Origin of the sequence: Pseudomonas sp. A214 (genome assembly GCF_900156295.1) — a bacterium.
Lineage (GTDB): Bacteria > Pseudomonadota > Gammaproteobacteria > Pseudomonadales > Pseudomonadaceae > Aquipseudomonas > Aquipseudomonas rhizophila.
The window spans coordinates 1,679,675-1,692,246 of the sequence record NZ_LT707062.1 but is presented as its reverse complement, the minus strand read 5'-3'; the positions used below and the strand labels follow the sequence as shown (position 1 = coordinate 1,692,246).

At 58.5% G+C, this 12,572-nt stretch carries 7 protein-coding genes and 1 pseudogene; 3 read left to right on the top strand and 5 right to left on the bottom strand.

What is annotated here, in order from left to right:
* Nucleotides 1–80: 80 nt before the first annotated feature.
* A complete protein-coding gene (locus BW979_RS07655; RefSeq protein ID WP_047229035.1) occupies nt 81–989 on the bottom strand; it encodes a hypothetical protein in 909 nt (302 codons plus the stop codon).
* Between the two features lie 176 nt (nt 990–1,165).
* Here BW979_RS07655 and BW979_RS27400 point away from each other — a divergent pair.
* A pseudogene (locus BW979_RS27400) lies at nt 1,166–1,356 on the top strand (glycine/betaine ABC transporter ATP-binding protein); the annotation flags it as partial.
* 3 nt (nt 1,357–1,359) lie between these two features.
* Here the strand turns inward: BW979_RS27400 and BW979_RS07650 are convergent.
* The gene (locus tag BW979_RS07650; protein ID WP_076383539.1) at nt 1,360–2,931 is read right to left on the bottom strand and encodes a hypothetical protein; all 1,572 of its coding nucleotides are present in this window, start codon (nt 2,929–2,931) and stop codon (nt 1,360–1,362) included.
* A 50-nt stretch (nt 2,932–2,981) separates the two neighbouring features.
* The gene (locus BW979_RS07645; protein WP_076383538.1) at nt 2,982–4,427 is read right to left on the bottom strand and encodes a DUF2599 domain-containing protein; all 1,446 of its coding nucleotides are present in this window, start codon (nt 4,425–4,427) and stop codon (nt 2,982–2,984) included.
* Between the two features lie 629 nt (nt 4,428–5,056).
* Here BW979_RS07645 and BW979_RS07640 point away from each other — a divergent pair.
* Nucleotides 5,057–6,220 (top strand): type III PLP-dependent enzyme, encoded by a 1,164-nt coding sequence (locus BW979_RS07640; protein ID WP_047229038.1) that lies wholly within the window; start codon nt 5,057–5,059, stop codon nt 6,218–6,220.
* Nucleotides 6,221–6,411: 191 nt separating this feature from the next.
* Nucleotides 6,412–8,937 (top strand): PepSY domain-containing protein, encoded by a 2,526-nt coding sequence (locus BW979_RS07635; protein ID WP_076383537.1) that lies wholly within the window; start codon nt 6,412–6,414, stop codon nt 8,935–8,937.
* Nucleotides 8,938–9,076: 139 nt separating this feature from the next.
* Here BW979_RS07635 and BW979_RS07630 read toward each other — a convergent pair whose 3' ends face one another.
* Together BW979_RS07630 and BW979_RS07625 are read right to left on the bottom strand one after the other, a co-directional pair.
* Nucleotides 9,077–10,618, bottom strand: a complete 1,542-nt coding sequence (locus BW979_RS07630; protein ID WP_076383536.1) for an alkaline phosphatase D family protein — start codon at nt 10,616–10,618, stop codon at nt 9,077–9,079.
* Nucleotides 10,619–10,817: 199 nt separating this feature from the next.
* The gene (locus BW979_RS07625) at nt 10,818–12,560 is read right to left on the bottom strand and encodes a PTS fructose-like transporter subunit IIB (RefSeq protein ID WP_076383535.1); all 1,743 of its coding nucleotides are present in this window, start codon (nt 12,558–12,560) and stop codon (nt 10,818–10,820) included.
* Nucleotides 12,561–12,572: the final 12 nt, after the last annotated feature.

Genomic DNA, 12,572 nt, shown 5'->3' with positions numbered 1-12,572 from the left:
TAACGACTCGCCCCCCATCGACGGCACACGTCCAACGCAAGAATCAGACATCTTCATCACCGCTGCCCAGCCCCAGAGGTTCAGGATGAGATAGCCTGATCAGCGGGAATAAACTCAAATCTCGCGTCATTTGCGGCCGTTTGGGGAAGCGTAATCTTGATCATGGGGATCCAAATGCCGGTCTGCGTTTTAAAGTCCCGTTGATCATATTGAGCGCCAACCTTACCCGTATCATTGATGTAAAAAACGGCCTCAATCGGAAGGGTCTGACCAATATTCTGAGCCCACTTTCTCACGCGAAATTCATTCTGCGTACCAAATGCGGAGGCTGGAAGTTGCCCCTGGGCCTTCACGCCCTCGGTGAACGCAACGGCGCCTCGTTCATCCAGCTCGTCACGAACATCGAAGCCACACAATGCACCGTACATACCTGCGTTAGCGTTGAAATGGGCAATATAGTGCGCGGCTGTGGTAATACCTTGGGATTGGCAAGGTCGGCTGTTGGGGCGATTGGGATATTGACCACAACCTTCGTCAGGTCGATGGTCAGTGGCGCCGTCGACTGGAAAGAAGCACAGCACCGCCAATGCGATCTTTCCTGTCGGTTTAAAAAAATCGGGATAAAGAATAAAGCCGTTATTGTAGCCAAATACTAATTTGCTGAACTTCGCGTCTTTACGCAGCCAGGAAAAAGAAACGCCCGTCGATGCTGGGTTGGGATTCCAAAAATGAAACTGCGTGGAGTGTTGGGTTGCCCGTAGCGTCACCCCTGTGCATAAAAACGACGGCGCCGAGGGGTTGTTGCGACACATGGTCAAGACGTTGTTATAGGCTTCCGTGAGATAGGCCGCTATTTCTGGACCGGTACCTGCGCCTTGGACGCCAACAGCCTGTCCTGACGGCTCATCAATAGTGCTCCTATCCAATTCATGTGTTGCACAGCCAGCCGTCAACAATAAAAACAGCACAATGCAAAATTGTCTTTTCATTTCAGACTCCCATACATGAACAGACAAGGCTCTAAGTAAGCTATGTCTTTTTCAGGCTTTTTCCGTTAACAGTTTTATCTACGCTACAAGAGCGCACCCCTTCGAACACCTGTCAACTTTCACAGTGCTCAATACTTATTTGAAATAAAGAACCGAGTGTTCCTTCTTAATCCACCAGAGAAGAAGTGATCAGCGAGAGCAATCAGAACAAGGCCCAGGGTTTTGTACGAGGCCGCGACTTGCACCGTCAGAACGGCGCCTGCTCGCAGTACCTGAGCGAATGAATCGATGCCGAGTACCTAAGCTCCGGCAAGTCCCGTGGGGTAAGACCAGTATTGTTTCGCCAGCCGAGACAGCGTTGGCCTGACGTTTATAGCTGGACCCGGAGCACTTGGGAAAACAACCACTGCGGGCTGAGTTTGGTAAACACCGAATAATTGATCAGCACCGTTTTTCCCTTGTGTTTCGAGACCCAGGTCGGGTCAAGAACGAAAGAATTGGGCTTACCGGCCGTAACCAGCTGATGGGCCGTATCAAGGAAGGTTTCCCCTATGACACGTACGCGCAGGGTCGAGCCCGACGGAGCTGGAGAGTTGACTGTGACTGTCCCCGAGGCATAACTGGGTGCCGGAAGCACCAGCGCCTGGGGATCGATGGTCAGAAACCGCACCCCAGACTCCAGGGTTTCACCGGCACCGCTTTTCTTGATGGTGTAGCTCACCGGTACGGTGAGCCCGATGCTATCGACGACCTCAGTGCGGGGAATCAGCACCTGTTTGTTCGCGGGAAGCTCGCCGTATGCGACCGGCGGACTGCTGTATGGCACCCGGCCTCCCCACCGAACGCTCAAGATATCGGAGGCGGCAATTGCTTCGGTGGGCAATTGCACGATGAGGTATTCATCCCTATAGATATCCTGAGTGTTCAGACGGTCGCCAGAGACTGTGCTGTAAGCCTTGGGAATGGTGGGTGCAGCAAAAGCGGGCATCGGGATAACCGGGGAGATCGCTTGGTCCGCACTCACATATTGGAAACTGAAATGACCTTGTGGGCTGGGAGGCAATGTGACGCGAACGATGGGGATAAAAAGACCGTTGGTGCGCTCATGATATTTTTTTTGGTCGATTCGGGAGGCTTCCAGATCGTTTGAGCCGGTGATCCAGAAAAACGCCTGGATGGGCAGCGCAGCCGGATTTTTTTCTGGCCAGGCTTCGATGCGAAGCTCGTTGTGATTCTTGAAATTAAAATCGGCGCCCCCTGCCTCAAGCTCAACAAGTTTTCTGACTTGCAATCCCGCATTGAAGTTAGCCACGGCTTGCTCATTCAACGCATCGTTGAGCATCCACGCGCAACTGGCAGGATTTCCGTAACTGACCCTTCGAAAATGGGTCAGCCAAGCCCTGGCAGTGAAAATATTCTGTTCATTACAGGGTTTACTCAGGGGATAGACGAACTGAGTAATGCTGTCACGGCAACCGCGGGCGCCCGGTTTGCTGCGATAGATCGTCGCGCCATCGTAGGGAAAATAACAGATGATCGAGGGCCTTATTTTTCCCTGCGGAGCCCGGAGGGTGGGATAAAAAATATAGCCATGCCGGGCTTCGTTGTTGCCCCATGGCGCACCACCGAACTTGGCGTCGGCCCTCAGGTAGGAAAATGAAACCGCGCCGCTGGTCCTGGAAAATTCGCTATGGTCCCAAGGATCGAAGTTTCCTGCGTTGGTTGTGCGTGCCACGACACCCGTGCATAAAAAAGCCGGTGCCGTGGCAGCGCCACAGTTGACCGCGGTGTCGTAGTAGTTGCGGGTCAAGGCGGCTGCGGTTGCTTCTCCTGATTGCACGCTCGTGGCCACGAGCGCTTCGCTAAAGGACAGCGGCGAAACACAAAGACTGCCCAGTAGAATCAGCAGCTTTGTTGATTTTTTAAGCGTGAGAGTTGCCATGTTCGTCGTCTTGAGTATCCCGGTCGGGTCAGCAGGCTGATCTGACCCTTTCAATGAGGATTACACCGGTTATCACCCGGCAATTTAATAATCACATCGTGGGCCACATAGGGACGAGCGGGCTCAAGGCTCCACGTAGGTTTATTCTCGGCGATATCGGGGGAATCAAGATGGCAGGCCAACTGACGGCGCATGCTGCTGCCCATGTTATCGAAATTCCAGTCCTTGCGATTCGGTTCAAGGGCAGCAGCCTTGATCGCCAACTCGGCCAGCACGACATTGGTTTTCCCTACGCCGGCTTTTCTTCCGCAGGCCGTGGGCGTGACCTTAAGCGATGAAATTTTTCCCAATACGGGTTCTACATAATTGTTATCCCACTCGATCTTTTCTATGTAGTTATCGCAGGAACGACTATCCACCGGGGGTTGAACATGCTGATCGGCGGGGTAGTAAGCAAATTTCGCGTCCTCAGCGATCGAGTTCGGAAATTGTATTTTTATGATCGGCTTCCACGTATTGTCTTGCTCTACCCATCGGCGCTGATCATCTCGAGCAAGCTCACGGGACGTAAAAGTCTTTGTAGTTCTGTCAATGTAATCAATACCACTCTCATAAATAAAAGCAGCGATAGGGAGCTCCAGGTACGTGGCTTTTGCTGAGTCGCTGTCACTGGCGACAGGCGCATCAAACTTCACCCGTGCCTGACTGCCCCAGTCCCTTCTCCAGTGTTTATTAGGTGGCCAGGTTTCAATTCGCAGCTCCGACTGGGTATGGATCGCATCGTCCTTTTCCTCAGGATCATTGGCCAAAATTTTTCGTGCTTCGACAAACGTATTGAATGCATCAGCCTTGTTGTAGGTACCGAAGTAGTCTCTCGTGGTATCAAAGCCGCATTGAAACCTGTGCGCTTTCGTGGCTTCAGGGTCTCGGGTTTGACGGTCATAGTGCTCCATCCACGCCTTGGCATTGCTGATGCCCAGCTTCTGGCAATAGTCCTCGACAACGCCGAGGGAGTTCCCGTTCTCCTGATAATCGCCGCAGCCGCTGTTGTTTCGATAATTCGTCCAGGAATCAATAGGAAAGGCACACAATACTTTGATTTTGAATTGCGTCTTTTCATTCACAAAATCATTGGGCACCAAGGCAAAACCATTGAACCTGAGCATACCCAGCCCATTGTACTCAACATCTTTTCTTAAATATGAAACCGATGTACCTCCGGCCGCTATACCGGTGCCCCCCGCTTCCAGGCTCTGCGATAACGGACTGGGATCCCACGGCAAATAACTCTGTTTACTGGCGATCCCTCTAAGTATCAATCCAGAGCAATCAGACGCCAACCTGCCACTTCCACAATCCCGTGCGGTCAATCGATACCAGTACTCCATCAATTTGGCCGTATCGGTGCCAGGGCTTGCCTGCAACAGGCTGGAGCCCGATACAAAACCGAGAAACAAAGAAATGTTTAATATCCGTATGACCCGACGCCTGCGCATGACTCTCTCCTAGAGCTTTTCATCGCTCAGCTCAATCAGTTATGCAATCCCGCCTAATAACCTGCGTTCCCGGCATAAACCCAACACCGGTTTTATTCAGCGGCGAGTACAACTGGAGTCTTGAGTATTCGATGATCGCTTCGTCGCGCCCACTGTCGACACTTACAGTTTTTTAGATCTGTTTAAACGATTTCCTCATAACCGGCCGCCAATCAGTCAACAAATGATCTGCCATGAAACGCCCTTCCAAGCTGCCATGTGCAAATGGCCAGCCTGGAGGCCTGTGTCGCATTGCCGAGGAACATCTGACTGTCACACAGGTCGGTTACATCAGGAGCTGTCGCGGGCCGCACGACGAATGAGTGCAAAAACGCGACATTTTTTGTTGATCTCAGGCCCCTCACGCCCTAAAGTTCGCGCCGAACGTCCATGCTGGAAACGATCCATCCGGCTCAAGTACTGACGACGAGACAGCAAGGCCAAGGGAATCAAGCATCCCGTGGCCTTTTTGCTTTCGGCGACATGCCTTGGGAAGTAGGCGAACCAAAGTGGGGATACGGAGGACGTTCACGAGGGCTGCTTGCCCTTACACCCATTGATCCTGATGTTTGCCAGTAGGAGTCCCAAGTATGTCGATCCAGGTCGAAGATTATTTCGCGCGCGAGACCTTTCAGAAAATGAAGGCGTTCGCCGACAAGCAGGAAACCCCGTTCGTGGTGATCGACACCGCGATGATCTCCCAGGCCTACGATGACCTGCGCGCAGGTTTCGAATTCGCCAAGGTCTATTACGCCGTCAAGGCCAACCCGGCAGTGGAAATCATCGACCTGCTCAAGGATAAAGGCTCGAACTTCGACATCGCTTCGATCTATGAGCTGGATAAAGTCATGAGCCGTGGCGTAGGCCCGGATCAGATCAGCTACGGCAACACCATCAAGAAATCCCGGGACATCCGCTACTTCTACGAGAAGGGCGTGCGCCTGTATGCCACCGACTCCGAAGCCGACCTGCGCAACATCGCCAAGGCCGCGCCGGGCTCGAAAGTCTACGTGCGCATTCTTACCGAAGGCTCGACCACCGCTGACTGGCCGCTGTCGCGCAAGTTCGGCTGCCAGACCGACATGGCCATGGACCTGCTGATCCTGGCCCGCGACCTGGGCCTGGTGCCGTACGGCATTTCCTTCCACGTCGGTTCGCAACAGCGTGACATCAGCGTCTGGGACGCGGCCATCGCCAAGGTCAAGGTCATCTTCGAGCGCTTGAAAGAAGAAGACGGCATCGTGTTGAAGCTGATCAACATGGGCGGTGGCTTCCCGGCCAACTACATCACCCGCACCAACAGCCTGGAAACCTACGCAGAGGAAATCATCCGTTTCCTCAAGGAAGACTTCGGCGACGAACTGCCGGAGATCATCCTGGAGCCGGGCCGTTCGCTGATCGCCAACGCCGGCATCCTGGTCAGCGAAGTGGTGCTGGTGGCCCGTAAATCCCGTACCGCCGTCGAGCGCTGGGTGTACACGGACGTGGGCAAGTTCTCCGGCCTGATCGAAACCATGGACGAAGCCATCAAGTTCCCGATCTGGACCGAGAAGAAAGGCGAGATGGAAGAAGTGGTCATCGCCGGCCCTACTTGCGACAGCGCCGACATCATGTACGAAAACTACAAGTACGGTTTGCCGCTGAACCTGGCCATCGGTGACCGTCTGTACTGGCTGTCGACCGGTGCCTACACCACCAGCTACAGCGCGGTGGAATTCAATGGCTTCCCGCCGCTGAAGTCGTTCTACGTGTAATTCGCTGGTCGCTGGACCCGAAAGCCCGTGACTGTGTCACGGGCTTTTTTGCAATAGCGCAAAACGCGCCCATCAGCGCAATGCTATTGACTTCAGGCTTGTCTGAATCATGTGGCTTTTATGTGTGTTTATGAATGGTTCTCGATAACATGCGCGCCATGATGAACAGCAATGACTGAAAGGCGAGTGACGTGTTTAAGAAAACCCTGTTCCAGTTGCACTGGTTTTTCGGCATCAGCGCCGGGCTGGTCCTGGCGTTTATGGGCATTACCGGTGCCGCGGTGTCGTTTCAGGACGAAATCCTGCGGGCGTTGAACCCCCAGGTGTTGATGGTCCCGAAACAACCGGAAGGCGTCCTGCCGCCTGCCGAGCTGGTGCAACAGATCGAGGCCGCTTCCGGTAAAACCGTCGCCATGCTTTGGGTCGAGACCGACAGCGGCCACGCCGCACGGGCAATTTTCGCCGCCCCGCCTGGGGAAAAGCGCGGGCCCATGCGCTATTTCAACCCGTACAACGCACAATTCATGGGCGATGTGGTGGGCCAGGATCTCTTCGCTCTGATACTCAGGCTGCATCGCGTCCTGGCCTTGGAGGATGTGGGTCGACAGATTACCGGTGCCTGCACGCTGATCCTGGTGTTTTTCTGCCTGTCCGGGCTGTACCTGCGCTGGCCACGCCAATGGAAAAGCTGGCGTGCCTGGCTAACCCTCGACTGGGCGAAAAAAGGCCGCAGCTTCAACTGGGACCTGCACTCGGTGGCGGGCACCTGGTGCCTGGCGTTCTATCTGCTGGCGGCCCTGACCGGCCTGACCTGGTCCTACGATTGGTACAACAAAGGCGTGACTCACCTGCTCTCCGATTCCCCCGAAGAAGAACGGGTGCGCAACCGCGGCCCAGCGCCGAGCGGCCCGCCGCCGGTGGCCGACTATCGGGCCATGTGGAGCAGCATCTACAGCGCCGCGGGCCCTGGCCTGATCGCCTACAACGTGCGCATGCCGCCGGTGGCCGGGCAACCGGCAACGGTGTTCTACCTGCTGAAAAACTCGCCTCATGACCGGGCGCTGAACCAGCTCATCCTCGACCCGGCCACCGGTGTCATCAGTGGTCACAGCCGCTACAGCGACAAGAGCCTCAAGGCGCAGTTGCTGACCAGCGTCTACGCCTTGCATATCGGCAGCTATTTCGGCCTGATCGGGCGGATCCTGGTGACGGTCGCCGCGCTGACCATGCCGCTGTTCTTCATCACCGGCTGGTTGCTGTACCTGGACCGTCGCCGCAAGAAGCGCCAAATCAAGAATGCCCGCCAGGAGCTGGGTGCCAACCGCAGCGATGCGCCCGCCTGGCTGATCGGGTTCGCCAGCCAGAGCGGTTTCGCCGAGCAACTGGCCTGGCAGACCGCCGGCCAGCTCCAGGCTGCCGGTTTGCCGGTGAAGGTCCAGCCGCTGGCCGGTGTCAGCGAGCAGGAGCTGAGCAATTGCAGCCACGCCTTGTTCGTCGTCAGCACCTTTGGCGACGGCGAAGGACCGGACAGCGCCCGGGGTTTCGAGCGCAACGTGTTGGGTCGGACCATGAGCCTGGAGCGCCTGCAGTATTCGGTGCTGGGCCTGGGCGATCGGCAATACGAAAACTTCTGCGGCTTCGCCCGACGCCTGCACACCTGGCTGTCGGAGCACGGCGGCAAGACCCTGTTCGCTCCGGTGGAAGTCGACAGTGGCGACCCTTACGCCTTGCGTCACTGGCAACAGCAACTGGCCGAACTGACCGGCCAGGCTCCGCCGGACACCTGGCAGGCGCCCAGTTTCGAGAACTGGACCCTGCACCAGCGCACCTTGCTCAACCCCGAGAGCAGCGGCTCAGGCGTGTATCTGTTGGGCCTCACCGCGCCCGGCCCGAGCAGTTGGCTGGCCGGTGACCTGGTGGAAATCCTGCCGCGCAATGACCTGTCGGCCATCGACCATTTCCTGGAGGGCCTGGGCATCGCCGGCGTTGCTCGCGTGCAGGTCGATGGCTTGCCCCAGCGCCTCGATCAGGCCCTGGCCAACCGCCAACTGCCGGAAAATCGCGCCCATCTGGTGGGCATGCATGCCCAGGCCCTGGTGGATGCCCTGGCGCCACTGGCACTGCGCGAATACTCCATCGCTTCGATTCCCGCCGATGGCCTGCTGGAACTGATGGTGCGCCAGGAACGTCACGCCGACGGCAACCTGGGTATCGGCTCCGGTTGGCTCACCGAACATGCGCCGCTGGGCAGCGCCATCAGCCTGCGGGTACGCCGCAACAGCGGCTTCCATCTGCCGCCTCAGGGCGTGCCCATGATATTGCTGGGCAACGGCACCGGTCTGGCCGGCCTGCGCAGCCTGCTCAAGGCGCGCGTGGCCGAGGGCATGCAGCGCAACTGGCTGCTGTTCGGCGAGCGCCAGCGCGAGCATGATTTCCACTGCCGTGATGAGTTACAGGAATGGGTGACATCCGGCGATCTGGAACGCCTGGACCTGGCGTTTTCTCGGGATCAGGAACAGAAAATCTACGTCCAGGACCGCCTGCGCGAATCCTCGGCCCTGCTCAAGCAATGGCTGGCCGACGGTGCGGCGATCTATGTCTGCGGCAGCTTGCAGGGCATGGCGTCGGGCGTGGATCAGGTGCTCAACGACGTGCTCGGCGCCGCGGCAGTGGAGCGCTTGATCGAACAGGGCCGGTACCGGCGGGATGTCTACTGACAAGCCACCCGCTAAAACACTGCCCTCTGTGGGAGCGAGCCTGCTCGCGATGGCGGAGTATCAGACGGCACTTTTGTCGACTGACACAGCGCATCGCGAGCAGGCTCGCTCCCACATTGATTGGTGGCGTACTTGAAACTCAGACCGGCTGCAACTTCTTCTCGAACACTGCCAGACCTTCCAAGTCCCGCAACACCACGCTCATCTCCCCGCTCTGGCCGTCGATGTTCACCTCGCCAAAGAACTGATATCCGGCAAACGGCGACGTGTTCTGCGCCGGGGGGGCTTTCTGGAACACCACTTCGGGACCGAACGTCTTGTCCAGAGGATTGGGCCCGAAGCTGCCGGCATTCAACGGCCCGGCGACAAACTCCCAGAAGGGTTCGAAATCCTGGAACGCGGCCTGTTCCGGGTGGTAATGGTGGGCGGCGCAATAGTGCACGTCAGCGGTGAGCCAGACGTAGTTGCGCACCTGATGTTTGCGTAGGTAGCCGAGCAACTCGGCGATCTCCAGTTCACGGCCCTGGGCCGGCCCCGGATCACCGTTGGCGACCGCTTCCCAGCGCGACACGCCGGGGCTGACTTCGCCGTCGGGCACACCCAGGCCGATGGGCATGTCGGCAGCAATGACTTTCCACTGGGCACGGGACCGCTTCAGTTCGCCCTTGAGCCAGTCCAACTGCTCGCGACCGAGAAAGGGTTTGGCCCCGCCGAGGTTGGCATCGTTGGCTTCGCGGTAGCTGCGCATGTCCAGCACGAACACATCCAGCATCGGCCCGTAAGCGAGCTTGCGGTAGATCCGCCCGCCGCCGTCGGCCTTCTGCAAGCGCAGGGGGGCGTATTCCAGCCAGGCCTGCCGCGCACGGCCCACAAGACTGTGGATATCCTTGGTCTGGTAGCGTTCATCCAGTTGCTTGCCCGGCGACCAGTTGTTGACCACCTCATGGTCGTCCCATTGCCAGATCTGCGGCACTTCGGCGTTGAAGCGGCGCACGTTCTCGTCCATCAGGTTGTAGCGGTAGTTGCCACGATATTCGTCCAGGGTCTCGGCGACCTTGCTCTTGGCTTCAGTGGTGAGGTTGCGCCAGATGCGCCCGCCTTCGGTGGTGATCTGCGCCGGCACCGGACCGTCCGCATAGATGGTGTCGCCGCTGTGGATAAAAAAATCCGGCAGGCGCAAACGCATGGCTTCGTAGATGCGCATGCCGCCAATGTCCGGGTTGATCCCGAAGCCCTGGCCGACGGTGTCGCCGCTCCAGACAAAGCGGATGTTGCGCTTGAACTGCGGCACGCTGCGCAGGTGACCGAGCCAGGGCTCACTGGCGACACCGGTCTGGGCGTCTTCAAAATGCACGCGGTAGAAAATCGCCTGGTCAGGCGGCAGCCCGGTGAGCTCGACCCGAGCGGTAAAATCGCTGCGGCTGTCGACCAGTGGCGAGACAAAACGCCGCGGGTTGGGTAACTGGCTGCGGGTGTCCCATTCCACCACCATCCGGGCCGGGCGGTCGCAGCGGCTCCAGATCATCGCCCGGTCGCCCTGCAAATCGCCAGACTGCACGCCATCGGTGAGCACCGGGCGATCCTTGACTGAGGCAATCACCGCCGGCGCCAGCCCCGGCAACAACAACCCCGCCCCCACGGCTTGCATCACACGGCGACGGCCCAGGTCAAATTCGCTCATGGTGTTTCCCCCAAATGGGGAAACTTAAGCATGGCAGTGTTAATCAGGCGTGACAGGGATCTTGTGAACACCCCAAAACCACTGTGGGAGCAGCCTGCTCGCGATTGCAGAGTATCAGGCAACCCATTGTCGACTGATACACCGCTATCGCGAGCAGGCTCGCTCCCACAGGGAATTTTCATTGTTCAAACTTAAGTGATCAGGCCTTGGCCGGCTCCAACGCCATCTCCACCACTTCCGGCCGCTTGAGCAGCGCATAGGACACCGCCGTCAGCAGGCTCCCCGCCACGATCGCCAGCAAATACAACAACGCATGGTTGATGGCGTTGGGGATCAGCATCACGAACAGCCCACCGTGAGGCGCCATCAGTTTGCAGCCGAAGTACATCGACAGCGCACCGGTCAGTGCGCCGCCGGCGATGCTGGCCGGGATCACCCGCAACGGGTCCTTGGCGGCGAACGGAATCGCCCCTTCGGAGATGAAGCACAGCCCCAGCACCAGCGCCGCTTTACCGGCCTCGCGTTCGGTCTGGGCAAACTTGCGACGGGCGATAAAGGTTGCGATGCCCAGGCCAATCGGCGGCACCATGCCAGCGGCCATGGCCGCCGCCATCGGTGCATAACTTTGCGACGCCAGCAGTCCCACGGAAAACGCATAGGCGGCCTTGTTGATCGGCCCGCCAAGGTCGACACACATCATCGCCCCCAGCAAAACACCCAACAGAATCGCGTTGGTGGTGCCCATGCTGTCGAGGAAATGGGTCAGGCCATCCAGCATGCCCGCCACCGGTTTGCCGACGATGTAGATCATCACCAGACCGGTAAACAGGCTCGCCAGCAGCGGGATGATCAGGATCGGCTTGAGCGCTTCCAGGCTCTGGGGCAGGCGCGCGTAGCGGTTGATCGCCTTGGCCGCGTAACCGGCCAGGAAACCGGCGATGATCCCGCCGATGAACCCCGCGCCCAAGGTGCTTGCGAGCATCCCGCCGATCATGCCGGGCGCCAGGCCGGGACGGTCGGCGATGGAATAGGCGATGTAGCCGGCCAGCAACGGCACCATCAGTTTGAACGCGGTGTCACCGCCGATCTGCATCAGCGCCGCCGCCAGCGTGCCGGGCTCCTTGAACGCGGTAATGCCAAACACGAACGACAAGGCGATCAACAGACCACCGGCCACCACCATCGGCAACATGAACGACACGCCGGTCAGCAGGTGCTTATAGACACCGGTCTTCTCCGTTTTTGCCGCAGCACTGGCACCGCCCGACGCGCTTTCCTGGCGGCCTTCGGCAAGCGCCTTGTTCAGGGTAGCTTCGGCCTGCTTCAAGGCAATGCCGGTGCCGCAGCGATAAATTTTCTTGCCGGCAAAACGCTCGGTGGCGACTTCGATGTCGGTGGCCAGCAGCACCACGTCGGCCTCGGCGATGGCCTCGGGGCTCAACGGATTACGGGCGCCCACCGAGCCCTGGGTTTCCACCTGCAAGTCGTAACCGAGCTTCTTCGCTGCCTGCTGCAACGCCTCGGCGGCCATGAAGGTATGGGCCACGCCGGTTGGGCAAGCAGTGATGGCGACCAGACGAGGAGCCCGCTCAGCCGAAACCGCAGGTGCCTCTTCCAGCACATCCGACTCGACAAAAACCTTGGCCTCTTCGGCGCCGCGACGCAGCACCGAATCGACATCCTGCAAGGCCTGGGCCGGGGTGCTGCGGAACAGACGTTTGCCGACGAACCGCGACATATCCACCGGGCCGCTGGCCACCAGCAACACCCACTCGGCCGCTTCCAGGGTCGCCGCCGATAACTGGCGCTCCGGATGGGCCGTGTCATGGACTTCCACGCTGGTGCTCCAACCCTGGCGCTGGGCTGCCGCGTCCAGCAGGCGGGCGCACAACACACTGGTGACCATGCCGTTCGGGCAGGCCGTCACAATGGCTAATTTCATTCTTGCGAACCC

Coding starts and splice junctions, on each gene's coding strand:
- BW979_RS07655 (WP_047229035.1), bottom strand. CDS start 989: ATGAAAAGACAATTTTGCATTGTGCTGTTTTTATTGTTGACGGCTGGC.
- BW979_RS07650 (WP_076383539.1), bottom strand. CDS start 2,931: ATGGCAACTCTCACGCTTAAAAAATCAACAAAGCTGCTGATTCTACTG.
- BW979_RS07645 (WP_076383538.1), bottom strand. CDS start 4,427: ATGCGCAGGCGTCGGGTCATACGGATATTAAACATTTCTTTGTTTCTC.
- BW979_RS07640 (WP_047229038.1), top strand. CDS start 5,057: ATGTCGATCCAGGTCGAAGATTATTTCGCGCGCGAGACCTTTCAGAAA.
- BW979_RS07630 (WP_076383536.1), bottom strand. CDS start 10,618: ATGAGCGAATTTGACCTGGGCCGTCGCCGTGTGATGCAAGCCGTGGGG.
- BW979_RS07625 (WP_076383535.1), bottom strand. CDS start 12,560: ATGAAATTAGCCATTGTGACGGCCTGCCCGAACGGCATGGTCACCAGT.